Source organism: Methanofollis sp. W23 (genome assembly GCF_017875325.1).
GTDB lineage: Archaea > Halobacteriota > Methanomicrobia > Methanomicrobiales > Methanofollaceae > Methanofollis.
This window is the reverse complement of the sequence record NZ_JAGGMN010000001.1, coordinates 454,526-480,414: the sequence shown is the minus strand read 5'-3', so window position 1 is coordinate 480,414 and position 25,889 is coordinate 454,526. Positions and strand designations below refer to the sequence as shown.

Genomic DNA, 25,889 nt, shown 5'->3' with positions numbered 1-25,889 from the left:
AGAGTCGAAATCAGGGTTCTGTAGAAACTCTCACCGATTCCCGGGGCGAGCGCGACTCAAGTGAGATGCCGGTCCAATGGGACCATGACAGAGCCCCCCCCTCACCTGATCCACCAGTCTCCCACCAAGGGGCCCGTGGCGGGCGGCAACCAGGCGGCAGAGGTCTTGAAAGACTTGAAAGAAAAAGTTCAGGTGCTCACCTGGAGGAGCGGGGCATACCACCGCTCATTCTCCTGGTACCACCTGCAGGTATGTCTCAGGGCGTCCATGAAGAGGAACCGCGGTTTCCACCCGATCTCGCGCATCCTCGAACAGTCGAGGGCATAGCGCTGGTCATGCCCCGGTCGGTCGGCCACATGGGTGATGAGGCTCTCTGGCTTGTGGAGGATCGCCAGGACCGCCCGTGCGATCTCCAGGTTCGTCCGCTCGTTCCCGCCGCCGATATTATAGGCCTCACCAGACTTCCCCTCCTCGGCGGCGACGGCGATCCCCTCACAGTTGTCGACGACATAGATCCAGTCCCTGACATTCTGGCCGCTCCCATAGATCGGGAGGTGCTGGTCCCGCAGCGCCCTGAGGATCAGGACAGGGATGAGTTTCTCAGGGTACTGGTACGGCCCGAAGTTGTTTGAACTCCTGGTGATGACGGCGTCCAGGCCATAGGTGGTATGGTAGGCCTTCACCAGCATCTCGGCCCCGCACTTGCTCGCCGAGTACGGGGAAGACGGGCACATGGGGTCGTGCTCCCGCGAGTAGCCGGCCGGCACGCTCCCATAGACCTCGTCGGTGCTGACCTGGACAAAGCGCCCGACGTCGTGGTGCAGGGCATGTTCAAGGAGAGTGTGCGTGCCGAGGACGTCGGTCCGCACAAAAACCCCGGCGTCCTCGATCGAACGGTCGACATGGGTCTCGGCGGCGAAGTTGAAGAGGAGGTCGCAGTCCCCGAGCGCCGCCACCTCCTCGGCCGCACAGATGTCTCCCTTCACAAACTCGATCTGGCCGTTGCACCCCTGGAGGTTCTCCATCCGTCCTGCATACGTCAACTTGTCAAAGACCGTAATCTCTGCCTCAGGGTGCCTCGAACGCATGAGACGAACAAAGTTGCACCCGATAAATCCGGCACCGCCGGTGATGACAATCTTCACGTCGCTCCCTCCCCTTCAGATGACCACATTCGAGTTGTCGCCGATCACAAACCGCCGCCCGCCAGGATGCCGGCCGTTCCGGTTGATGGTCACGTTCTTCCCGATCAAACTCTCCACGATCCGCTCAGAGTTCATGATCACCGTCCCCTCCATCACGATCGAGTCCTCGATCTCGGTGTTTGCAAGGTGCGACCCGTTCCCGATGCTGGTGTACGGCCCCAGATAGGTGTTGGAGATGATACAGTCGTCGCCGATGACCACCGGACCTTTCACCACCGAGTTCTCCTTGATGACCGTGTTCTTCCCGATCCGGCACCGCCCCGCGACCGTGCTCCCCTCGGCCACCCCGCAGACCGGGTCTTCCCCGTTCTCCGCGACAAGGGCGTCGAGGATGAGACGGTTGGCGTCCAGGAGATCTTCTGGTTTCCCGGTGTCCTTCCACCACCCCTCGACCAGGTTGTAGGTGACGTCATGGCCATTGAGGATCAGCCAGTGGAGGGCGTCGGTGATCTCGAGTTCGCCCCGCCACGACGGGGCGATATGCTCGATCGCCTCGAAGATCCTGGGTGTCAGCCCGTAGATCCCGACGATCCCCAGGTCTGAGGGCGGGTTCTTCGGTTTTTCAAGGAGCTGGACGATCACCTTCTTCTGCTCGTCGACAAGGGCGACCCCATACTCTTCCGGGTGGGCAACTTTTGTGAGGAGCAGACTTGCCTCCGCCTTCGACTCCACAAAGTCCTGCACAAATTTCCTGATGCCCCCAAGCAGGATGTTGTCGCCGAGGTACATCACGAAGGGGTCGTCGCCGAGGAACGGGCCCGCGACCCTGACCGCATGGGCCAGGCCTCCAGGGCGGTCCTGGGTGATGAACTCGATCTCGGCGTCCCATTCCCGGGCGGTCACCTCGCTGATGACCTGTTCCCTGTTCGGGCCGATGATGATCCCGATCGAGTGGATCCCGGCGTCGATGAGATCCTGGATGCAGTAGAAGAGGATCGGTTTGTTGGCAACCGGGATCAGTTGCTTCTGCTGGGAGTAGGTGAGTGGTCTGAGTCTGATACCATGCCCGCCGGATAGAATTAGCCCTTTCATGCTGTCCCCCCACAGCCATTCATACTCAGACCAATATATATACCCTCTCCACAGGGCGGCAGGGTGTCAGGACTGGATATCCATATTGAAAGGTCTGATCAAGGATCGTGCAGAAAATGAATCGTATCTCAGAGCGGCGGCGACGCGATCCCTGGAGCAGGGGCTCGTGGAATCAGTTCACAGGAAAGTGGAGGAACAGGCACCCCAGAAAAAAGACACATGTTACGGGGGGGACGTGTCACTGAGGTCCCAATTCACTCCAGTATTATGGTTAACAATCACAATATAAATACATTTCTATTTTCATTTGAATTCTTTGACGCGTATTTCTCACGTAATATTCTATTGTCCCCACGGACCAGGTCGGAACCTGTCATCAGGAGCATTCAGCAAAACCCTGGTACCAGACCCCCTCTCCGACCAGGGTAGACCTGGCAGATAATTGAAGAGAATTTGAAAGCCTGAAACACCTCTCATACATCTGCCCCCAGTCATCCTCATTCATCCCCTGACCCCAGGGAGGAAGATCAGGCCTGGAAGGTGGCAGGGATGTCCATGACCAGAATCATATGGCGGGTGGGCCTGGGATCCAGAAGCAGGGGTGTCACCCATATCCCGTGATCTCGTAGTCGATCTCCCGACTGCTCCGGGCACATGCCTCGCCATGTTCCAGGAACCCCTCGATGTTCTTCCTGAGCAGGGCGGGGAATGCCGCCCCCACGATCTCCTGGACCGGGCGCCCCTGACAGAAGAACTTGAAGGTGGGGGTCTGCCGCACGGCATAACGTTCGACCGTCCAGGGGTTCTGCGTCACATTCAGCATGGCAAAGAGGAGGTCGCCCCCGAACTCCCCTGAGAACTGCTTGAAATATGGTTCGATCTGTTTGCAGAAGGGACAGGTCTCGCTGTAGAACATGACCACGACAGGCCTCTCCCCCCGCTCGACCAGTCCTTCCCAGGTGCGGTCGCTCACCTCTACCAGTGTCTTCTCGTCGGCCATGGCGATCAGGAGGGAAGTGGTCGTCGGAGTATTAAAAAAGTGTGGAGGTCTCTATCCCACTCTCCAGACCGCGAATGCGGCGGCGGTCATCGCAGGGGTCGATGTCAGGGAGGGACCGCCGCCGATCGCAGAGAGGGAGAAAACCGGGCTCGTGGTCGAAAAGTGCCAGCAGATCTTGTCCTCCTCGACTATTGCGGCAGGTTCTGGTCACTTACGCAAGGAGCAACGATTTTATCGATCTTCCTCTTCGGGAGTGATCACTCGACAGGAGGGTTTCCTATGAGCATATCCCAAAACTCTCTTGGGGTGAACATCCCTCCGAACCAAAGTGCTTCCTTTCAGAAATTCTAAACTCTCTCCTCCACTGGGGTCCGGGGGCAGTGCCGCCGGCGTGTATGGTGAGGGAAGGTATGATGATCAGAACATGCCGCCCTCAGTGCAGAACCTCTCCCGTCGTCTCTCGCCGGGGGTTGCACCCCCGGAGCCGAGAAGGCAGAATAGATGACCATGAGGGGTGATGCCGTCCTCGAACGATCGTGTTGTGGCGGGGGTTTGGGAGGCGTGCCGCCCACCGCCAGAAAGATTCATGAAGATTTCTACAGAACCGTTTTTTGGTCCGCTCATGCCCGGGCAAACGACCCGTAGTCATCCGATGTAAAGCCGGTGACTGCTCCCGACTGGTTTGCGGCAAAGGTGAGATAGCCGACTGCGTCGTCAGGGTTCGGCCACGAGAGGTACCAGGTATCGCCGGTCTGGTGTTCCAGGGTGCCCGGGTATTCTGCCGGACCAAGCAGGACGGTCATGGTGTCGGCATCAGGTCCCGCGTTGAGAATCATCGTGCCGTACAGGTCGCCTGTGTACGTCCCCGCAATCGCGGACGCCGGGATCGTTGCGGGCTGTGCATCGGCCGGCACCTCCATGCTCATTAAAAGGGAATACCATCCTTTCTGGTTGAGTTTTTCCCGTGCCTGTAAGTCGATCCCGCTCCTGTCGATGTAGCGTTCGAGGAATTCGTCTCTTACGGCCTCTGGAAATACCGTTAACTGCTTGTTTGCGATCACCACGAGCCCGACTTTCCTGTCCGGGACGAGGATCACGATTGACCTGACCCCTTCAAGCGCCCCGTTCTTCTCGATAACCCGTTCGCCCAGGAAATGATAGGCGTCACAGCCGAGGCAGACCGCACCGTCAGGATCTCCCAGCGGACCGGCACGCCCTGCGACCAAACTCGCCGTATGGATCTCCGCCACGGTCTTTTTCGAAAGAACCTGCTTCCCGTCGACCGAACCGTCGTTGAGCATCATCCGCAGAACCTGCGTCATGTCGCGGCCGGTGGAGACCACCTGGCCGCCGGCCGGAAGCGCTGCCTCTTCGAGCGGGATGACGGTGACATTCCCCTCACTGCCGCCATGGGCAACAACATGGTTGTCATCAAGGTACAGGGTCTCGGGATGGGCTCCCGAGCGGGTCATGTTGAGCGGCTGGAGTATCCGGGCGTCGGTCAGGTTCTCCCAACTCCGGTTGTCCATGCCTGCCGCGACTTCCCCGGCAATGAAATATCCGGCATTCGAGTACGCGTATTTTTCCCGGAACCCGTACGGCAGGTCGAGGTATCGCATCCGTTCGAGCATCTCGCGGTTCGAGTACCCGAGCCGGCCCAGCATGTCACCGTCGTACTCTTTTAAGCCGGTCCGGTGGGCAAGCAGGTCCCGGAGCGTTACGTGCCCGGTGACATAAGGGTCTTTGAATGCAAAGTCAGGCATGTACGTGACGACCGGCGTGTCCCAATCGAGTTTTCCTTCGTCAACGAGCGTCCCGATTGCCTGTGCGGTGATGTACTTGGTGACCGATGCGATCTGGAACCTGGTATCCGGGTCCACAACTCCGGGTTTCCCTATTTCGCGGACGCCGAACCCTTTCAAGTACACGACCGAATCGTTTTCGACAATACCGACAACGGCGCCCGGAACTTCGTATTCCGTCATCGTCAGGGTGACAAACGCATCAAAGCCGTCGAGTTTCCCGGCGGACCGGTTCTCCGATTTCGTCTGGGTGCATCCCGCAGCAAGGATCAGGGCGGCGGCGATAAGGATCATGATCAGGAGGATCTTTTTGGGCATGATGGATACATCCGGAGATGATTTTGATGCACATATATATCTGCGGGTTTTATCTGCGAAAATCAGGAACGCCAGGGAGACGGCAACGACATCGCCGGCCTATCGTAAAAAATAGGGCTTTGTAGAAATCATCCTGATGGTTCTTTTCGATGGGGGGCCGGCCGCTCCCCGAACCCCGGCGCGAAGATAGACAGTGGACAGCAACCCCCCATTCATGGTCATTTCTCCGCCTTCCGCCCCAATCTTCATCCAGGGGTCCGGGCGGCACTCGCCCCCGGCATAAGCATGAGGGAAGGCGATGGATTCAGTTCACAGGGGGGTTGAAGTGATGAAAAGAGGATTTTTCTACAGAGCCAAAAATAGAGGATATTTAAGAAATCCAGGTTTTTTTCATGAGACCTTCACCGATTCATCGTACAAACTTTCTTGGGCTGTGTAGAATTGGGCATGAACCCCTGGCTCAAGCATACGGGATGAAAATTTCATAGTGCAGGTCTCTGGTGTGTGAGATGATCCTTGATCCTTCTCCTCGTGACAGGGGAACGGCCAGAGATCTCTGGACCTGCCGCCCCTCGACTCTCTTCGTCCGTGGGGATCCGGGGGGTGCAACCCCCCGGCGCGAGACGGCAGGGAAGTTTTCTGTAATTGAGGGCGGCATGATGCTCGACTTCGATGCACTCCACGAACGCAAGGATGAGGGTCAGGAATCAATCCAGATCTGATCTGATATTTTCATCGCGTATGCTTGAGGCGGGCGCTCGCCTCATGAAAAATTCTACAGAGCCCTTTCTTGAGTATACATCTTCAGGCCGTTGATCTATCCTCACTGATCTCCATGCGGCGCCCGCAACCCTGGAAAACGCGCGAAAGGGAAGACGAGCGATCACGAAGTTCCGCCCCCTCAGCTCACGCCTCCCCATTGATGAGATAGTTGATGACCGTCTCGCAGATGTCGCCTGAATATTCGCCGGTCCGCTTGATACTGTCAGAGAGCGAGACGATCGCCGTCGCCGTCGCCGCGTCGAAACGCATCGCCTCCTCGTTGAGGGCCCGCGCCTGTTTTTCGAGGTGGGAGATATGTTTGAGCGTCTCGTTGGCGGCCTCCAGGTCCTGACTGAAGAGCGACCTGAGCGCCTGGTCGAAGAGGGTCTGGGAGGTGGCGCTCGCCTCGCGGACCATCTCGGTCACCCCGCCCGCGACTTCGTCGTCGAGGAGCAGGAGGGCGTTCTTTGCGACCCGCGTCGCATGGTCGCCGATCCGTTCGATGATCCGTGAGATGAGGAAGAAACTCATGGCCATCGACGGGTTCACCTCCATCTTCCTGGAGAGGTTGGGGTCGGTAAGCACGAGATGAGTCTGCCTCGCGACAAGCCAGTGGAGACGGTCGACATCATTGTCCCGCGTCAGGACGTCGTTGGCCAATCGTCGGTTCCCGCTCATCAACGCCTCGACACTGTCCTGGTGCATCCCGCGCACCAGCACGCCCATCCTCTTGATGGTGTTCTGGAAGGGCATCTCGGCCGGGCTGAGAAGGTCCTTGATGGTAATCGAGGTCTCGGTCTCGTCCACCACCTCCTGCCCGATGGCCATCTGGGTGAACTGCCGCACCTGGATCCTGACCTGCGGGGGGAGGCGTGCCCTGGCAAAGAGGGTGATCGTCGTGTATCCGGCGATATAGGCCCCGATAAGGCACCTGAAGATGAAGGTCTGGTCAGTGGCCGCGCTCACCTCGAACCGCTTCTCACGCTGCACCACCTCGGGGGTGATCTTGGGGGTGACGAGGAGCGTGCCATCTGGCTGTACGATGAGGCCGACGGGATCGTTCTTCTGGATCCCTGACGTCTTCACCCAGTCCTTGGGGAGGGAGACGATGTAGGAAGACCCTCCTGTCACCTGAACTTTCCTGATCTCCATTCACGTTTTTCTTTCTCTCATGAAGATATATGTATTTCCATTTGCTCTATAGAGATACATAGCACCCAATATTTATGGGGCGAAAAATAGTCTCCTTCGAGAGCCATTATATTTTTACGGCGAGAGTGATATCTCGGCGAACTATCATGAAGAACACACAGACCACCGTCCTTGCCGGGGGTGTCCTGGCACTCCTCGTCGGTGCCACACTCTTCACCGGGTGCATGGACACCGGCGACGGCCCCACCCAACCCCCAGAGGCCCAGCAGAGCATCTCGGTCACCGGGTCCACGACCGTCCTCCCGGTCGCCCAGTTGACCGCCGACCTCTTCATGGACACCCACCCAAAGACCGAAGTCCGGGTGAGCGGCGGAGGGTCCAGCGTCGGGATCCAGGCCGTGGGCAGCGGCACCGCCGAGATCGGCATGGCCTCCCGCGACCTGAAATCCTCAGAGAAGACCAGGTTCCCTGACCTTGTCCGGCACGTCGTCGCCCTCGACGGGATCGCCCTCATCGTCCACCCCTCCAACACCGTCGGAGCGCTCACCACCGCCGAGGTGAAGGCGATCTACAAAGGCGAGACCACCAACTGGAAGGAGGTCGGCGGGCCCGACGAGACGATCGTCGTCGTCGGCAGGGACAGCGCTTCAGGCACCCGCGAGTTCTTCCACGACTTGGTGATGGAGAAGGAAGACTTCGTCGCCACCCAGCTTGAGAAGAACTCGAACGGGGCGATCCAGCAGACCGTCGCTCAGACGCCGGGCGCCATCGGGTATGTGGGACTCGGATATCTCGACGACTCGGTGAAGGCTGTGAATATCGAGGTGAGCGGCACCCAGATCGAACCGAGCGTCGCCACCGTGACCAGCGGCCAGTACCCGATCGCCCGCTCCCTCACCATGTTCACCAATGGCGAACCGACCGGCCTGGTACAGGAGTACCTCGACTTCATCCTCAGCCCTGACGGGCAGATGATCGTGGAAGAAGAGGGTTTTGTCCCGGTGCAATAAATTTCTCCACCCTTCAGGGTATTTTTTTGGAGTCACATATGCCAGAGAGCACTCATCCAGAGGCCGGGTCGACCTGGCTGAAGAACCTGAAAGAGCAGGGCGTCAGGTCGGTCTGGTTCCTTGCCGCCTCCTTTGCCACCCTCACTGTCTTCTTCATCCTCCTCTTCCTGCTGCACGACGCCCTCCCCCTCTTTGCCACCGTCAGCCCCCTCGAATTTCTCACCGGCGGCACCTGGAACCCGACCGGCGCCGTCCCGTCCTACGGGATCTGGCCCCTCCTCGTCGGCACTCTCCTCGTCACCCTGGGGGCGATGGTCATCGCCGTCCCGCTCGGGATCGGGAGCGCGGTCTGCCTCGCCGAACTCGCCCCGCCCCGCGTGAAGGCCGTGGCAAAACCTGCCATTGAACTGCTTGCCGGGATCCCTTCGGTCGTTTACGGGTTCTTCGGGCTGATCATCCTCACCGACTGGCTGCGGGTCGCCTTCGACGTCCCTTCAGGCGAGAGTTGGCTTGCCGGCTCGATCCTCCTTGGGGTCATGGCCCTCCCGACGATCATCTCGGTCTCTGAGGACGCCCTCAACAGCGTGCCAGGATCGTACAGGGAAGGGAGCCTGGCCCTCGGCGCCACCAGGTGGCAGACGATCAGCCGGGTGCTCGTCCCCTCGGCCCTCTCAGGGATCACCGCCGCCGTGATCCTCGGGATGGGCCGGGCCATCGGCGAGACGATGGCGGTGATCATGGTCACCGGCAACGCCGCGATCATCCCTGACCCGATCACCAACCTTCTCTCCCCGATCCGCACCCTCACCGGCACGTTGGGGATCGAGATGGGCGAGGTCGCCGTCGGGAGCACTCACTACCACGCCCTCTTCGGGGTGGCGGTGGTCCTCCTCCTCATCACCCTCGGGGTCAACCTCGCCGCCCTCTGGATCATGACGCGGATCCAGGCGGGGTACGGGACCGAGGAGCAGGGGCGGCAACGTCTCAGGGTGCCGGGGTTGCAGGGGAAAGGGAAGCTCATCACCTTCCTTGTCCTCGCCCTCCTCGTCCTGCTCCTCCTCCCGCTCCCTGCGGCCGCGGCACTCCTCGGCCTCGGGGCGGGCGCCGTCCTCATACACCGCCGCCTCTCCAGAGCGAACATGCAGCACCTCGCCTTCGCTCTCCTCTGGGCCGCCCTCGGGGTGGTGCTCGCCGTCCTCGCCGTCATCCTCGGCTACATCGTCGTCAACGGCCTCCCGGCCATCACCTGGGAGTTCCTCACCCAGCCCCCCCGCGACCTCGGGCGGGCCGGCGGAATCTTCCCGGCGATCGTCGGCACCCTCTACCTCGTCGGTGGGGCGATCCTCTTCGCCCTCCCGATCGGGATCGGGGCCGCGGTCTATCTCTCAGAATACACTCGCGGCGGCCGGGTGACCGCAGCGATCAGGACCGGGATCGACCTCCTCAACGGCACGCCCTCGATCGTCTTCGGGCTCTTCGGCTTCACTTTCCTGGTGATCTTCCTCAACTTCGGGGTCTCGCTCATCGCCGGGATGATCACCCTCGGGCTGATGATCCTCCCGACCATCATCAGGACGACCGAAGAGGCGTTGAAGAGCGTGCCTGATTCGGTGCGGGAGGGGAGCCTTGCGCTCGGCGCCACCAGGTGGCAGACGATCCACCGTGTCGTCCTGCCCCCGGCCGTCCCCGGCATCCTCACCGGCACCATCCTCTCCATCGGCCGTGCCGCGGGGGAGACCGCCCCCATCCTCTTCACGGCGGCGGTCTTCTCCACCCGTTTCCTCCCAGACTCGCTCGGCGATCCCGTAATGGCCCTGCCCTACCACCTCTTCATCCTGGCGACCACGGTACCGGGCGCAAAAGAGCAACAGTACGGGACGGCCCTCGTCCTCCTGGTCCTGGTCGTCGGGATCTATGCCGTGGCCATCGCCCTCAGGCACCACTCACAGAAGAAAATCCACTGGTGAACCATGAAAGAACACGACACAATCATCACCGTCAACCACCTCGATCTCCACTATGGGGAGCACCACGCCCTCAAGGAGATCGAGGTCGGGTTTGCACGCCACAAGGTCACCGCCCTCATCGGGCCGTCAGGGTGCGGCAAGTCCACCCTGCTGCGGTGTCTCAACCGGATGAACGACCTGGTCGAGAATGTCAGGATCCAGGGCGAGGTGCGTTTTAACGGCACCGACATCTATGCCCCTGAGGTCGACGTCGTCGAGATCAGGAAACGGATCGGGATGGTCTTCCAGCGTCCCAACCCCTTTCCCAAATCCATCTACGAGAATGTCGCCTACGGCCCCCGCGTCCACGGGGTGCGGGACCGCTCGACCCTCGACGCCGTCGTCGAGAAGAGTCTGCAGGACGCCGCCCTCTGGGACGAGGTGAAGGACCGCCTGGACGCCCCGGCCTTCAGCCTCTCAGGCGGGCAGCAGCAACGGCTCTGCATCGCACGGACCCTGGCCGTCGAGCCCGAGGTGGTGCTGATGGACGAGCCCTGCTCGGCCCTCGACCCGATCGCCACCGCAAAGATCGAGGGGCTGATCGAAGACCTCAAGACCCGCTACACCGTCATCATCGTCACGCACAACATGCAACAGGCGGCGCGGGCCAGCGACTATACCGGGTTCATGTACCTCGGCGAACTCGTCGAATTCGGGGAGACCCCGCAGGTCTTCGAGGCGCCGCGGGAGGAGTTGACCGAACGCTACATCACCGGCAGGTTCGGGTAGGTGAGACGATGAGCGAGAAGTTTCATGAAGAACTGGACACTCTCAAAGAAGAATTTCTCGAATACGGGCACTTCGCACGCGGGATGCTCGTCGACGCCTTCGAGGCCCTGAAGACCGGCGACGAGGACCTTGCCAATTCGGTGCTGGCGCGGAAGGGCGAACTTGCAGACCGCTCAGACGCCTTCGACGAGCGGCTGCTCAAACTCATCGCCCTGTACCAGCCGATGGCCCTGGACCTGCGGGCGATCCTCTGCACCATCCGGATGAATGCCTCGCTGTACCGCATCGGGCGCTATGGCAAGGACATCGCCCTCCTGGTCCGCCACTTCGCCGGCGCCGGACACCTGGGGCGGATGCTGAACCTGCCTCATATGGCGGGGATCGTTGCCTCGATGGTCAACGACGTCCTGGCGGCGTACGGGACCGGGGAGATCTCGCTGATCAAAGATCTCTCGGCACGCGATGACTGTGTCGACGACCTGCGCTACTCGGTCTTCCGTGAGGCGCTCACCTATATGATGGAGGACCCGCAGCACATCGAGCGCGGGATGGACTATGTGATGGTGGCCCGCTATCTCGAACGGTGCGGGGACCATTGCTGCGCGATGGGCGAGAAGGTCCATTTCATGCTGACCGGCGAGCGGATCGAGATCAAGTGAGGGCCAGGCTGAGCCCGAGCAGAATGGCAAGGAGGAGGGCTATCGCGAGGGCGGTCCGCACCATCGCCTTCCTGGCGGCGACCTGTTCGTAGTAGTCGCGGGCGCCGATCCCGAGCACCAGGGTGGCGATGAGCGCCCCGGCAAGCATGCCCACCACGTTCTCCAGGACGAGCACCCCGGCCTGGAGGACGCGGTCAGTGAGGAGGACGGTGGCGATCCCGGCCACCACGGTCGGTGGGAGGAGGGCGGCGGCGATCGCGACGCCGGCGATGAGGTCGGACATCCCGCGGTCGAGGGCGAGCACCGCCGCAAACCCGAGCAGGACGGCCATGAGGATATAGATGGGGCTGACCATGGTGCGCGAGAGGATCTCAGGGGTGACGGCAAGCGGGACGAGCAGGTGGAGGCCCGCGGTGGAGAGGGCCGAGAGGACGAAGACCGAAAGAAGAAGGGCGGCAAGGACCGAGAGGCTCCGCACCCCGTCTTTCCCGTGGCCGACGGCGACGCTGATCGCGAAGGCGTAGATGGGCCCGAGGATCGGGGAGAGGAGCATGGCCCCGATGATCACGGCGACATTGTTGAGAAAGAGCCCGGTGAGAGCAATGAGTCCGGCGATGGAGGTCATGGCCAGGGTGTCGGCGTTGAGGCGGAGATAGGGCTTCGTTGTCTCGACGAGTCTTTCGATCGGGGTCCGTTCGGTCTTTTCCCCCTTCTCTGCCTTTTCTTCGGCCCGCGTGAGGTACGGCGAGATGACGAACTCAGGCGAGGAGACCTCTATAAGATTCTCTTTGTAGCGCAGGTCGACGGTCTCGCGCACCTCCTCGATGAAGGCGTCGAGGTCGTTGTCTGGCAGAAAGATTTTTATTTCGTAGACCGGGTCCTGCCTGAGGACGACATGGTGGTGGTCCTCGATGACGGAAGCGAGGTGTGCGTAGTCCTCTTTGCGCGCGTTGATCAGGACTTTTTTCATGGTAACGACTCTTCTCTCTTCGATCGGTTCGGTAGAAAGTTTTTGGTCGCGCTCCTCGCGGGCGGGCGGCGGACACCGCTATCCTTGTCGCGATGATCCAACGTGCCGCCCGTATTGTAGAATCTTCTCCGCCGTCTCGCGCCGGGGGTTTCACCCCCAGACCCCCACGGAGAGAAGATAGACAGGGGCGGCATGATCAGAGATTTCCGGCCGATCCTCTATTGCAAGGAGAAAGATCAAGGGGCTCTGTTGTATTGGGCATGAGCCGAACGCCCCCCTCGGGCACATCGGATAAAAATTCCTGTGGGCTTTTGGGGTGTGCATGGATCCTGCTCCCCTTGGAGCAGGACACCGGTGGGAACACCACTCAACTGCCGCTCCCGTCTATCCTCATCGTAGGGGGTCCGGGGGGCAACGCCCTCCGGCGCGAGATTGTGGGATAACCTCTACGATTGAGGGCGGCACGTCTGGATCATCATGCCTTCCCAAACATCGGTGCCGGGGGCGCTACCTCCGGACCCCCAGGACCTCGATGGGACCGGGAAGGCACCATCAATGAATATAGCCCCCCAGAGTGGGCCAATAGCACTCACCTCGGCGGCGGAGGCAGGGGGGCGGTCCTGAACCGCGCTCTCTCCCCGTGGCGGTCGCAGGCAGGGCGCCCTCCGCTCCCCCGCCGCCCGCTCCGAAGCACCGTCCCGACGGCCCTGAAGGCGTCCTCGATCTCAGGGAAGTTCGGGATGCAATGGTTCTTCAGCACCCGCACCGCCCCCTGCATCGTCTCGCCGCCGAGGAGACAGGGGACCACCATCTTCCCGGTCTTTCTGGAGAAACGCACGATCTCGTGGGCGATCTCGATGGGGTTGAGGACGGCCGAGGGGACGGTGACGACGAAGGCGATGTCCCAGGCGTCCTGGTGCTCGATCATCACGTCGAAGACGCGGGCGTAGCGCCCGGCCCCGCCGTCGCCGACGATGTCCATGGGGTTGGCGCGGTTCCAGAGAGAGGGGAGGACGGCGTCGAGGTCGCGGAGGATGTCGTCAGGGATCGTCTGGAGGGAGACGCCATGGCGCTCGGCAAAGTCTGAGGCCAGGACCGCAAACCCGCCGGCGCCAGAGATGACATAGGCACGCTCGCCCTGTGGGTAGCCCTCTGAGGCGAGGAGTTCGCCGAGCTGGAAGGCCTCCTCGATGGACCCTGCATGGAGGATCCCGGCCTGCCTGAAGGCAGCCGAGTAGACCTCGAACGACCCTGCAAGCGATCCGGTGTGTGAGGAGGCGGCCGCCCGGCCCTTCGCAGACGAGCCAGACTTGACGGCAATGACCGGGACGGTCCCGGTCACCTGCCGCGCCGCCTCCAGGAACCGTCGGCCGTCCTTCACCTCCTCGACATAGAGGATCGCCGCCCTGGTCTCGGGAGCGGCGGCGACGGCCGGGAGGAGGTCGGCGAACCCGAGGTCGGCCTGGTTGCCGACGCTGACCACCGCCGAGAACCCGGTCTCGGTCATGACGCTCCAGTCGACGATCGTAGTGATCACGGCGCCGCTCTGCGAGAGAAACCCGAGATGGCCCTTCTTAGGGGCGATGGGGTCGAAGGTGGCATTGATCCCGAGGTGCGGGAGCATCAGCCCGAGACAGTTTGGGCCAAGGAGGCGCATCCCGTATTTCCTGGCCATGGCCCTGGTCTCGTCCTCAAGCCGCTGCCCGGCCTCGCCGGTCTCGCCGAATCCGGCCGAGATGACGACGGCGAGGGGCACGCCCTTCTCCCCGCACGCTTCGATGACCCCCGGTACCAGCGGGGCCCTGACGGCGACGACGGCAAGGTCGACCTCGCCCCTGATCGCCCTGACCGTGGGGTAGGCCTGGAGGCCGAGCACCTGCTCGCGGTGCGGGTTGACCGGGCAGAGCCGGCCGTCGAAGCCGAGCAGGTTTCTCATGACCGCATACCCGACCTTGGCCGGGTCGGTGGAGGCCCCGACGACCGCAATGGTCCGGGGTTCAGGGAGTGTAAAGGGGGCAGTCTCAAACATCTGTGTGACCTCCGGGGTGCTGGTGACGACCCCGGCGTCGACGGCCACGGCGCCGTCGGCGTACAGGACGAGGGGGTTGATGTCGAACTCGACGATCGCCTCGTGCTCGAAGAGGCGTGCCGCCGCGAGGACGGCGCCGATCAGGGCCTCCTCGTCGAGGGGAGGGGCGCCGCGGTAGCCCTTCACCAGGGCATAACTCCGCAGTTCCCTCACCATCGCCTGCGCCCCGGCCTCGTCGATAGGGAGCACCCTGAACGAGACGTCCCTGAGAAGTTCGACAAGGGTGCCGCCGGTCCCGACGGTGAGTACCTTCCCGAAGGCCGGGTCGGTCGTCCCGCCGATGAGAAACTCCTGGCCGTGCGGGAGGTGCTCTTCGACGATCGCCCCTTCGAAGTGTGCGTCTGGCACGGCGGCGGCGGCGGTGCGGACCTGCTCATAGGCCGCCATGACCCCGATCTCGTCGACGACCCCGGTCACCACCCCGCCGACGTCGGACTTGTGCACGATTTCGGGGGAGACGACCTTGACCACCACCGGGTAGCCGACGGCCCGTGCCGCAGTCACCGCCCCGGCACGGTCGCGGGCAAGACGGTGGGCCGGCACCCCGATCCCGTATTTTTCCAGCAGGGCATAGCTTGCGGCCTCGTTGAGCCTCTCATTCATCTCCCGGCACCCTGCCGGAGTTCAGACGGGAAGTATATACATCTGTCGCTCAGGCAGGGCGTCGACACCCCCGGGTCATCTCCAGGATGCCGGGAGCACATTGGACCGTCCGCGCGAAGAATAAAAATTCGGCGCTGTAGAGTTCAGCATGAACCCGTGGTTCAAGCATACACGATGAAAATTTTCGGGCCTGCAGAACCCCTCACCTATTCTCGGTGCGAGCGCGATTCAACGGCCTTCCTCCATTTTCTCGCTGGGGGGAACGGCGGATTGAACACGGTCTCTACCGATTCTCCAGTCTTGAAAAGAGAGAAAACACGCGACGAGAAATGTTCATCTCGTAGGCGTGAGGCGTGATCCCGGCCCATATATGATTCTAAAGAGCCCACTCTCGCGACCAATATGCCTGAGATCTTCTTTCGACCGAGGCATCGTCCTTTTGAGCCGCCATGCGAGGATCTGATCGTCCCCTGTACGCCTCGAACAAAACCCAGGGACCCCGGCGGTTGCCCCGCGGAGAACCATTATGCCGTTCTCCTGCCAACATCTATCTATGGCAAACCTCACGGTTGCAGTGCTTGGTCCCACTGGGTATGCGAAGAACCTGGGCAAAAAGGGGACAAGCACCGATATCACCTTCTATAACCTCAAGAAAGGCACCGCTACACTCACGTTCATCGAGCCGACCAGATATCCCGACCGTCTTGCCCCGCTCTTTTATGCGGTCTCGATGGCCGACGCGGCGGTCGTTGTGGTGGACCAGCTCGACGCCACCTTCGGGGAGTGCCTGCTGATGCTCCAGGCGGCCGGGGTGCCCCGCGGCTTTATAGTCCTGCGAAACTACATCGCCCCCGAGCAGGTCACCCCGCTCCTGAAGGGCACCGCCCTCGAAAATTACGAGTGCGTGGAGGACGACCCCATCGTGCTCAGGGAGCGTCTCCTCGACGAGGCGGCGAGCGCCCATGCCGACGCCGAAACAAAAGAGACCTGCATCGTCCCCATCGACCACTTCTTCAATGTCAGGGGGATCGGGACCGTGGTCCTCGGCACCGTCGCCGACGGCACGCTCAGGAAGCACGACGAACTGCGGGTCTTCCCGACCGAGAAGAAGGCCCTGGTCAGGTCCATCCAGAAGCACGACGACGACTTCGACGAGGCGAGTGTCGGCGACCGCGCCGGCATCGCTCTCAAGAACGTCGATGAGGAGGACTTTGACCGGGGGTATGTCCTCTCCGACGACCCCACGCTCAGGTGCGAGACCACGCTCACCGGCACCCTCGACCTCGTCCCCTTCTGGAAGACCCCCATCACCGAGGGGATGGTCCTCCATCTCGGGCACTGGGTGCAGTATTTGCCGTCACGCGTCGTCGCCGTGGAGGGGGCGACGGTCACCGTCGAACTGGAGAAGGAGTTGGTCTTTAAGGCTGGTTCGAAGGCGGTCGTGACCTATCTCGAGGGTGGGAGTCTGCGGGTGGCAGGGACGATCACTCTGGAGTAATCTTTTTTTTTTGGGGGGGGAGGGAGAGTGTTCTTTCTCTGGATGGATCTTGAGTATCTGTCTGAGTAGGAGCAAACGGAGGGAGATGAAGACAATCAAAAATCTTCAAGGGATCTTTGATTTGCATAGATCGTGTGAGATTTCTACTTCATCCTAGAGGGGATATCTTTCCATCCCTGAAGGGGAATGTCGGGCTAAGTAGATCACAGAGATACACTTCCTTGATACAAAACGCAGAGAATATTAACTCACCAAAGTATCTTATCAGATACTCCTTGCAAGATAAACGCACCCCAATAATAGGGGTTAGAATGGTTTGTTTTTACTGACAACTGTGCTTTTTGCAACGCTTCAGCTCTCTCCATTCCAGCCTTTAGATTAGAATAAAATGAAACCATTAATTCTTTTGTTTCTTCATCTGGTATTGACCATAAACTTATGACAAGTGTCTTTGCCCCTGCTAATGCAAATGATCGACGAAAACCAAACACCCCTTCACCAGCGAGACTATCTCCAAGGCCTGTTTCACATGCGGATAGAACCACCATATCTGTTGATTTTAGGTCCAACTCGGCAACCTCATATGCATTTACAATTCCATCTTCTGCTTCTGTTGGAAGAGGCAGACCATGAATGAATGAATTCACTCCTGCGAGGACAAAACTACATCGAAAAAGAGAATGTGAATTATTTTTTTGGTTTTCAGGCAGATAATATCCATGTGATGCTATGTGAAGAATCTTTGGTGAATGAAGATTTTTTAATTTTGATTCGAGAGCATTTGCATCCAGCCAAAGTTCACCTCCAATGATGCTGTGTATTTTTTTCCCTTCGACTCTTGTCCCTTCGAGTCTCTCAAACTGTTTCAGAGGCTCGGAAAAAATTCTTTGATCATCTACTGTGGATATTAGGTTCGAATGGTCATCTTTGTCAACTAAGTCGTAATCTGGGTCTGCTATTATAATTGGATTTGTTTGATTTTGTGGCTCACACGCCTTGTTTTTGAGCAGATCTCGTGAAGACGTAAGATATGTGATTCGAGTTTTCTCAATCAAATATTTCCCATCACTTACTAAGATGCCAATTGGCAGTAAATTTAATGAAGCATCAGGGATGACGAACAAGTGTTGTTTCTGATCTATTGCAGACGATATAGGAGATAATATTCTATCACTCAATCTTTCAAGAGTCGGAAAGATTAGTTCTCCTTCTCCAATCTCAGAAATTGTTTTTTTAATGAGATTCTCGATCTCAAGAGCAGATCCTAGATCCACAAATTGAATATCTGCGTCGCTTGTCAGGATAAATACAGCATATCTTGGTTTGGGTATATGTGGAGTTTTTTTCTTCAAATTAATAGAGTTGTACCTTATGAATTCAATAACTGCTGAATTTGGAGGCAATTGCGCTCTGATCGCTTCATTCCCCTCAATATCTTTAATATTTTCTAAATATGAATCTGGAATCTGATATGCAATATTTCGCTCCAATATTTTGCATTCATTTTCAAGTTGGTACAGTTTATTTTTGAATTCTTCAAAATTTTCGATATCTTGAGGTTGAGTATTTATCATCCGAGCAATTTCATATTTCGTAGATGTTAATCGACCAAGATCATTTTTGATCCCCTCATCACACTTAAGAGATGTCATTCGTCTTCGGTAAATATAAGAGTCCATAACAAATGCTTTTCGCCGAAAAATTACGTTGAATGCAAAATTTATGCATTTTTGTGGTGGATTTTTCCATTGCTGAAGGAGTGAAAACAATATGTGGACATGCAACTGGAATTGGTTAATGGGGCCCGAAAGTTCAGTATCAGATAGAAAACCAGCAAAATCATCCAGATATTTCTCATTTATCTTTGATGATTTAATAATCAATTCAAATGCTTTTTCGTAATTATTACATTTGATGTAAATCCCAGATAGATTATCGTAAATATTTGTAATGTCAATATGGTTTTCACCAAACTTCGATCGGAATAAGTTCAAAACATCTGTATAGATCTCAATTGACTTCTCATAATCACCCTTTTTCTGATGTGCTAAGGCAATGTTATTCAATATTGGAAGGTAATCCGGTCCGTTTTCCAGTCCGATTTCTTTCAACAGAATAAGTGCTTTGTTAAAATAATTGATTGATCCATTATAATTTTGCAATTCAATATAATAAAGGCCGATATGATTAAGCATAGCAGCATAATCTGAAGTTCTTGTTTTTCCATTGTCTTCATAGATTTTTTTTGCTTCTTTGAGATCGTTCAGTGCTTCATGATATCTGCCCATCTCTCGATGGATGGAGCCGCGATTGACCAATGTTTTTGCATAGTTTGAATCTTTTTTTTCTTTAGATTCTATTTTCAAAATAGATGTGTATATAGAACGCGCTTTTGATTTTAATCCAAGAGATGAGTAGATATTCACAAGATTATTTAAGAGCGTTCTGTATTCTTGTGAATCTACCTCTCCTGCCTTTTCCATTATCTCTCTTGCAGATTCGCAGTATTGAATCGAATTTCTATCCTGTTTACTTTTGTAAAGAAACAGTCCAAAATAGCCAAGTGCTATCGCATAACAGGGGTGATCTACACCATATACTTGTTCTGCTTGACGGCAAGCTTCATTGAAGTAATCATATGCCTCAGTCTCGGATCCATTGTTTTGATATTTGATTGCATTTTCCAGTAATTTGTTAATTTCGGGATTCATAAGTATCATTTTAATGCTCCAATTCAACTTCCATTTTAATCAGCAGTATTATTTATATTACATTAATAGGACTCGCCCAATAACGTCCAAATATCCAAATTGCAGATTGTGAAAACGGTCGGTTTATTATAACGCGGAGAGGAGATCACTTTCACACCGCACGGGCCAGATTTATCCCTGGTATCGTATCATGATCATTCATGCCACAGTGATGTGGCGAAATATCCGGCATGAGCAGACTCCTCTGCTCCTCCGGGAATAAAGACCTCGAACCCGACACCGGCACGTTACCGCCGTATCGCCGGTGTGTGTTCGGGAGAGGTTTATGACAGACCTCTTCATGATGGTCAGGATCCGTCCAACCTTCACGGAACTTTTTTTTTCATATTTCCGGGCTCTCTAGAATTTTGCATGAGGGGAAAGCACGCCTCAGGCATACGCGATGAAAATTTCTCGTCACGTGCTCTCTCTTTCTCTTTTCAAGATAGGGGAATCGGTGTGGATCCTGTTCTATCGCCGCCCCTGCCTATCTTCTGTCCGTGGGGGGGGTCCGGGGGGTGAAACCCCCCGGCGCGAGATGGCAGGGAAATCTCGACGATTGGGGGCGGCCGATCCATCTGAAGAATTTTCTATCCTCTGTGTATCGGCTTCAACGGGATATGGCGAGTTCAAACTCTCATGCAAACCTGAAGAGAGGATCGCCTAGATCGTTTTCATGGTAATTTTTCATGAGGCGAGAGCACGCACTCTCTCTCTCTTTTCAAGACTGGAGACTTGATGGAGACCTCACTCCACCGCCGCCCCCACCTATCTTCGGTCCATGGGGGGTCCGGGGGGTGCAACCCCCCGGCGCGAGATGGGGGTGAAGATCCTGTGATGGGGGGCGGCACGGCTGATCATTCTATCACGCCTTCCCCACCACCATGCCGGGGGCTAGCACCCCGGACCCCCGGGATGAAGATAGGGCCGGGAAGGCACAATCTATGGCCCTGAAGAGCGTACTGCCGCACCGCCTATCGCTCGCACGGGGGGACCGGGGGGCGGCCACTTTGATCGCTCACTTTCCCCCTCACGATAGAGGCAGGGATGGCAGAACCCGAGGTCCTCACGATCCCATTGCAACCCAGACAATACATGATCATCCATATATCTCCCACCGTCAACGAACTCCCCATGGGAAGCCTCCCAAACATCGCAACAAAAATCGCTCTCGCCCTCGTCATCCTCGTCGCCGCTCTGGTCGTCTCCTTTGTACTGGTCCTTGGCTACTTCAGTCTCACCGCACCGGAAACTTCACAGGCGGTCTACGACTACGACCTCGAACTCTCGACCACCGGCCCGCTGGAGAACGCGACCCTCCTGATCCCCCTCCCCTCCTACTACAACGCGACCACCGGAGAGAACACGACGGTCGTCAACCTCTCCCGCACCAGTTTTGAAAACTTCGACACTGAGAAGATCTCGGTCGAGATCGAGGAGGTGAACGGGGTGCCGATGCTGAATATCTCAGCCGACCGGATCACCCCGCTCTACACCAACCGGATCGAACCGATCCCGATCATGCCGGGCGAGAACGAATCCGACCTCCCCCAACCGACGCATATCTACGCTGACCACTACTCAGAGGAGACGCCGGTGCCGGTCGAGATGGAACTGCATATGCTCGACACCGCGGTCGACCATGAGATCGATACCAGGACGCCGCTCGGCCACGAACCCCTCTTCATGCCCTACCAGATCACCGAGAATTTCAGCAGGGCTGAGGGGGGCATGGATGACGACTACTACCTGAGCGAAGGATCTTCCGGATGTTTCGTCGAGGTGCCGTTCATCCTCACCTATGAGGCCGACGACGAGAACGTCCTCAGCATCTCCACCGAATTTCAGGGGACCAACCAGTGGTGGGTGCTTGGGTGGCAGTCGAACTCGTACTGGCAGAGGATCAGGCACGAATTTCAGGGGGCATGCAATGGGACGTACCCGGTGAGAGGCGTCCTGATCACCGGAGAAGGAGTGTATTGAGAAGAGATCACAACCATTTTGTAAAGAGACGAGGATGAACTCCTGTATAAAATATGATCGGTTTTATCATTCTCATTGGATTCCTCCTCGCCCCGCCGGTCCTGTACTGGCTCTTCGAGAGACTGCCCTCCGCTCTCCTCCGTGCCCTCACGCCCGCCCTCCTCGCCCTTGCCCTTGCGCTCATCATACCGCACTACTACCAGTTCCAGATCGCCGCCCCCGAGGCACTGCCCGGCACCCTCACGATCGTCGCCGTGCAGGTGCTCGGCATCATGACACCCCTCCCCCTCGTCATGGAGAAGTTCACAGACCACAAAAAATATCTTCTGGCCTCAACCGTCTCCTGCGCCTCGGTCCTCTTCTTTTTCCTGCAAGGGTTTGCGACTGAGTTCAACGCCCCGCCTGCCCCGGAGGCCGTCGGCACCTTCTTCTTCTCGCTGGACCTCCTCACGACCTACCTGGCATACCTCCTCGTCGCCGCCTCGATCTGCGGATTCGTCCTCTTCATCGGCCAGATAAGGGAAGACTACCCCGACTTTTTCTCGAAGATCGGGTGGATGAACGCGGTCGTGGTCCTCGCACCGGTGCTGTACGTCGCCGACTGCTTCTTCATCGCCGCCCTCGCCGCCGCCGGACGGCACCTGGCAAAGTCCATCCGCCACCCCGTGTTCGCGCTCTCGTTCCCGCTCCTGCTCGCATTCACGGTCTCGACTCTTCTTGCCTATGCCGGGAGCATCGTCACCGCCTACGACACACCGTTCCTCGTCCTGCTGCTCTCGCAGACCGTCCTCGCGCTCGGGATGGTGGCGGGCCTCGAAGCCGCAGCATCTCTCAGGTTCTCCAGGTTCACCCCGACGGTCGGGATCCTGCTGGGGACGGCATCGATCAAGGTCGTCGATGTATTCCTTGGACTCACCGGGCATCCTGACCTCTCCATCCTGGTCCCCGCCCACCCCCTCTTTGTCTTTGTCCTCGCCGGGGTCATCGTCTGCGGCGTGCTGGCCCTGGGAGGTAAAGTCAAAAACCGATCTGGATGAGAGGGACCATGGTGCCTCATCTCAAGTCGATCCTCAGGAACCGCACATAGGCAAACCCAAAAAAGATTGCCGGGATGAGGAGGAGCGCGACGACGTTCTGCCAGAGGTAGCCGAGCACCACACCATAGTCAGGCTCCTCGTCGGGGCGATACCAGGGATCGTCAGCCTGCCCGCGCATGATCAGATATTTTTGGGGCTGGGTGATCGCCTGGCTGATCGCATGGAAGTTCTGCTCGGGCGAGAAGAGTTGCCCGGTCGAGAGGACGGCCGCCCGCAGTTCGGTGCGGTGCTCCCATGCCTCCCATCTCTCCTGGTAGTCGTACCAGTCGTCGAGATCGCCACCGGCGGGCATCCTCTCAGGTGCCTCGCCGACGATGGCATCGGCGACGACGAGCCCGGCGGCCGGCATCACGAGGGAGAGGAAGAAAAAACAGACCAGACTGTACATCAGCGCCTCGCCGCTCCGGCGTGCAACCGTCGACATCGCCAGAGCGATCGCAAAGCACCCGACGAGGTAGAGGAGAGAGACGGCACCGAAGAGAAAAATCAGCCCCCACTCGCCGAGAAGAGGCATGTGGCCAGAGAGGAGGAGGACGGCAAGGGTGATGAGCAGGGCGGTCACGGCCGAGAGGGTGAGGACCGCCATCCCGCCAAGTGCCTTGCCGGTGATCACCTCGTCGCGGTAGACCGGGTGGGAGAGGAGGATCTTCAGCGACTTCTCCTCTCTCTCGCCTGAGATGAGATCAAATCCCACGGCGATCCCGAGCACCGCCCCCAGGACCGCGACCATCTCGCCCATCTGGTAAAAGACGTCCAGGAGCGTTGGCCGCACCTGCCAGAGGGGCGAGATCGACTCCGCACCCATGGTCAGGGCCTGGGTGTAGTGGTCGAGGTCGGCGGTGTAACTCTGGATGCCCTGCAGGGTGCCGATGAAGGCGATGATCAGGAATATCCCGAGCACCATCAGGAAACGCCGACCCCTGAGGGTCTCGGCAAATTCTTTCCCGGCGATGATGAAGATCCGTCTGCTCTCCATAGTCTCCTCCTTCAGGTAAGGTCAGGGCGATAGTCGCAGGCAAAGACTTCGCCAGTGTGGGCGTCGACCCAGGCTGTGGCGTTTCGCGGCCATGTGAGCGAGCGGTAGTGGTCGTTGTCGAAGGTGACCTCCCACCCGAGAGGTACGGGGGTGGACGGGTCTTTGGTCCAGAGAGGACGGTCAGCCCACTTCAGGAGCGTGGCATGGATGGTGAGCCCAGGCAGGTCGCCGTAGGTCTCGGTGAGATATGCCCTGAAATGTTCCTCCGCCTCTTCTGCCTGTATCGAAGGAGTGGTATCGGCACGGCAGCGGTCTTCGTCGAGTGCCCAGGTCTTGCAGAACCGCCTCGTCTCTCCGTTGACGGCGTCAACCTCAAGATCACACCCGTCGCCGCTGCACGGCACTCCCCTGACAAGGCGGGCATATCGGACCCCATAAAACCCGGCCACTTCCTTGCTGCCTTCCAGTCGGCTGGTGTAGGTCATGTAGGATACATCGGGCCGCCGTTCAAGGACAGCACCCTCCTCTCTTCCCTGAAAGAATTCATCGGCACATGCGCATGCTTCTTCCTCGCTGAGGACAGGTTCATCTGGCCGCCCCTTTTTACCGGTATGGATAGCAAACTCCATGATCTCGCCGGTGGCCGCATCTACCCAGACCTGGGCATGTCTCGCACCCTCGACATTGAGGTCGGCGCTGTAGTCATCGACTTCCCATGATCGTCGTTCCCCAAGTGCGTCGTTCATCTGCTCGAACCTGACCTTCGCCGTGTCAGGACCGACGATCTCAGGGAAGGCGTCGACGGCGATGGCCTTCGCCTCTTCTTCGGTGATCTCTGTGGCGATAGTCGTCGCCGGGCTGGTCGTCTCTGGAGGGGTTGGTGAGGGAGAGGGAGAAGGACCTTGCTGGACGGGATCGGCCTGCCAGGGGCTGGAGAACCATATGAATATGATGAATACTGCAAGAATAATTAAAAATGAACTGAATAACTTTTTGTACATCGTATCAACCAAAATTTATGTGGATTTTCTGAGGGAGGGCAGAGAAAACCTCTCCCTACCTTCAGTCTCTATCCAAAAAGGTTTTTAGACCCTCTTCTGTTGTTCAATCAACAAGACTCAGGGATTATAGACGTAGCGCATTTTACTTGAGGTGTAATCCGCGTCATGGGATGGAGCTACAGTCCATGCTTCCGCGTAGACGTAGTAATCTCCAGTAGGAGGATGGAGTTCTAGGTTCTCCTGTGGCTCAAGGTAGTCAACACCTTGCCCTGAATTGGCAGTGTGCGTCATTTTTTCCCCGGAATTATAGTCATAGAGATAAACGGCGATATGCATACGTCCTGCGATGCTATATGACTGTGCCCAACCTCCAAATCGGATCCAGTACTGTTCTCCTTTGAGGTATCCATAGCAACTAAGGAAGTCGTCTCCTCCCATAACTTGTTCTGAGAGAGCATTTTCTGAAGGAATAATTCCCTCATTTGCACTGACCGGCATGAACGCAAGACTGGTAAGCAGCAGTCCTGCAAGCACAATACCGATTCCACATTTTGTTTTCATGTTCTGCACCTTCTTTCAAACATGCTCTCCCGAAGGCACGGCACCGCAATGGCTATCAAGGATGATGACCAAACAGCACCATAGCCTCCGGGCGAAGCGTTGGGGTCGGTAAGTACTCTTGTCAAGTTCGCCGACCCCGACGGGACACCTATTCAGGTGTCCTCAGCCACAAGTATAATTGTATGGTTATATATCGTTTGTGTGTCGGTACTATGCATCTCAGAATAATGAGAGCCTCTTCTTTGGTGTAAAAAGCCCATACACTGTTGCGACCGGTCACCTCCTCCAAGGGGGATCCATGCTATCTGTTGTTCATCTGAGAGAGACGACCCCCCAGTGTCCGCTCTTCTTCGTCTTCTGCTCAATAGCGAAAGTAGCCTTCCTTTCCAACGCTCACCAGGGGGGCGACGGATCGCCGCACAGATATCCACGCCGCCATCTCCTCTCCTGGATCCCATGCACTCCGGCCGCAAGAGGCATTCCTGCTCTCCCCAATTCCCCCCGATTTCCACCCGTTTTATCGCCGCCTCTCGTCTCTTCGACACACCCATCTGACCATGTGAATCATCTCCCGCCAGAAGAAGCATCCTCGGCCGGATACAGGGGCGGTTCCCGGCGGCGAATCAGTCCTTATCCCCCAGAATACCGTTTGCCGGAACGCGCCCTGTTCCGCCCATATAAAAACG

General features: G+C 57.9%; 18 protein-coding genes. 7 read left to right on the top strand and 11 right to left on the bottom strand.

All coding sequences use genetic code 11. The annotated features are described in order from the left end of the window. Positions 1 to 188: 188 nt before the first annotated feature. The 5 genes from rfbB to J2129_RS01970 form a co-directional block, all read right to left on the bottom strand. Complete coding sequence (gene rfbB / locus J2129_RS01990) at positions 189 to 1,145, bottom strand: dTDP-glucose 4,6-dehydratase (protein WP_209629139.1); 957 nt, start codon at positions 1,143 to 1,145, stop codon at positions 189 to 191. A gap of 15 nt (positions 1,146 to 1,160) precedes the next feature. After that, entirely contained in the window at positions 1,161 to 2,237 is a 1,077-nt protein-coding gene (locus J2129_RS01985; protein ID WP_209629137.1) for a glucose-1-phosphate thymidylyltransferase, read from the bottom strand. A gap of 604 nt (positions 2,238 to 2,841) precedes the next feature. Further along, positions 2,842 to 3,237, bottom strand: coding sequence for a thioredoxin family protein (locus J2129_RS01980; protein ID WP_209629135.1), 396 nt, complete (start codon positions 3,235 to 3,237; stop codon positions 2,842 to 2,844). 620 nt (positions 3,238 to 3,857) lie between these two features. Further along, positions 3,858 to 5,357: a serine hydrolase gene (locus tag J2129_RS01975; protein ID WP_209629133.1), complete on the bottom strand. Its 1,500-nt coding sequence runs from the start codon at positions 5,355 to 5,357 to the stop codon at positions 3,858 to 3,860. A 906-nt stretch (positions 5,358 to 6,263) separates the two neighbouring features. Next, the gene (locus tag J2129_RS01970; protein WP_209629131.1) at positions 6,264 to 7,271 is read right to left on the bottom strand and encodes a phosphate uptake regulator PhoU; all 1,008 of its coding nucleotides are present in this window, start codon (positions 7,269 to 7,271) and stop codon (positions 6,264 to 6,266) included. A 146-nt stretch (positions 7,272 to 7,417) separates the two neighbouring features. On the opposite strand from J2129_RS01970, the gene J2129_RS01965 reads away from it, so the two are divergent. From J2129_RS01965 to phoU, 4 genes are read left to right on the top strand one after another with little or no spacing between them, the layout of a single operon-like run. After that, positions 7,418 to 8,281: a phosphate ABC transporter substrate-binding protein gene (locus J2129_RS01965; RefSeq protein ID WP_209629129.1), complete on the top strand. Its 864-nt coding sequence runs from the start codon at positions 7,418 to 7,420 to the stop codon at positions 8,279 to 8,281. Positions 8,282 to 8,319: 38 nt separating this feature from the next. Continuing rightward, a complete protein-coding gene (gene pstA, locus J2129_RS01960; protein WP_209629127.1) occupies positions 8,320 to 10,248 on the top strand; it encodes a phosphate ABC transporter permease PstA in 1,929 nt (642 codons plus the stop codon). A gap of 3 nt (positions 10,249 to 10,251) precedes the next feature. After that, a complete protein-coding gene (gene pstB, locus J2129_RS01955) occupies positions 10,252 to 11,016 on the top strand; it encodes a phosphate ABC transporter ATP-binding protein PstB (protein WP_209629125.1) in 765 nt (254 codons plus the stop codon). A gap of 8 nt (positions 11,017 to 11,024) precedes the next feature. Next, entirely contained in the window at positions 11,025 to 11,675 is a 651-nt protein-coding gene (phoU, locus tag J2129_RS01950; protein WP_209629123.1) for a phosphate signaling complex protein PhoU, read from the top strand. On the opposite strand, the gene J2129_RS01945 is transcribed toward phoU, so the two are convergent. Both J2129_RS01945 and J2129_RS01940 read right to left on the bottom strand, forming a co-directional pair. Beyond that, a complete protein-coding gene (locus J2129_RS01945) occupies positions 11,668 to 12,645 on the bottom strand; it encodes a TIGR00341 family protein (protein ID WP_209629121.1) in 978 nt (325 codons plus the stop codon). The two genes, phoU and J2129_RS01945, sit on opposite strands and share 8 nt — an antisense overlap. A 589-nt stretch (positions 12,646 to 13,234) precedes the next feature. Then, complete coding sequence (locus J2129_RS01940) at positions 13,235 to 15,337, bottom strand: acetate--CoA ligase family protein (protein WP_209629119.1); 2,103 nt, start codon at positions 15,335 to 15,337, stop codon at positions 13,235 to 13,237. A 553-nt stretch (positions 15,338 to 15,890) separates the two neighbouring features. Between J2129_RS01940 and J2129_RS01935 the strand changes: the two genes are divergently transcribed. Then, on the top strand, positions 15,891 to 16,835 hold the full coding sequence (locus tag J2129_RS01935) for an EF-Tu/IF-2/RF-3 family GTPase (protein WP_209629117.1): 945 nt from the start codon (positions 15,891 to 15,893) through the stop codon (positions 16,833 to 16,835). A 248-nt stretch (positions 16,836 to 17,083) separates the two neighbouring features. On the opposite strand, the gene J2129_RS01930 is transcribed toward J2129_RS01935, so the two are convergent. Beyond that, a complete protein-coding gene (locus tag J2129_RS01930; RefSeq protein WP_209629115.1) occupies positions 17,084 to 19,546 on the bottom strand; it encodes a CHAT domain-containing tetratricopeptide repeat protein in 2,463 nt (820 codons plus the stop codon). A gap of 1,134 nt (positions 19,547 to 20,680) precedes the next feature. Between J2129_RS01930 and J2129_RS01925 the strand changes: the two genes are divergently transcribed. Beyond that, a complete protein-coding gene (locus J2129_RS01925) occupies positions 20,681 to 21,568 on the top strand; it encodes a hypothetical protein (protein ID WP_245320543.1) in 888 nt (295 codons plus the stop codon). Between the two features lie 53 nt (positions 21,569 to 21,621). Beyond that, a complete protein-coding gene (locus J2129_RS01920) occupies positions 21,622 to 22,605 on the top strand; it encodes a hypothetical protein (RefSeq protein WP_209629112.1) in 984 nt (327 codons plus the stop codon). A 16-nt stretch (positions 22,606 to 22,621) separates the two neighbouring features. Here the strand turns inward: J2129_RS01920 and J2129_RS01915 are convergent, their stop codons facing one another. The 3 genes from J2129_RS01915 to J2129_RS01905 form a co-directional block, all read right to left on the bottom strand. Continuing rightward, positions 22,622 to 23,641, bottom strand: coding sequence for an ABC transporter permease (locus J2129_RS01915; protein ID WP_209629110.1), 1,020 nt, complete (start codon positions 23,639 to 23,641; stop codon positions 22,622 to 22,624). Between the two features lie 11 nt (positions 23,642 to 23,652). Beyond that, complete coding sequence (locus J2129_RS01910; protein ID WP_209629109.1) at positions 23,653 to 24,642, bottom strand: PepSY domain-containing protein; 990 nt, start codon at positions 24,640 to 24,642, stop codon at positions 23,653 to 23,655. 117 nt (positions 24,643 to 24,759) lie between these two features. Continuing rightward, a complete protein-coding gene (locus J2129_RS01905; RefSeq protein ID WP_209629107.1) occupies positions 24,760 to 25,203 on the bottom strand; it encodes a hypothetical protein in 444 nt (147 codons plus the stop codon). Positions 25,204 to 25,889 lie beyond the last annotated feature (686 nt).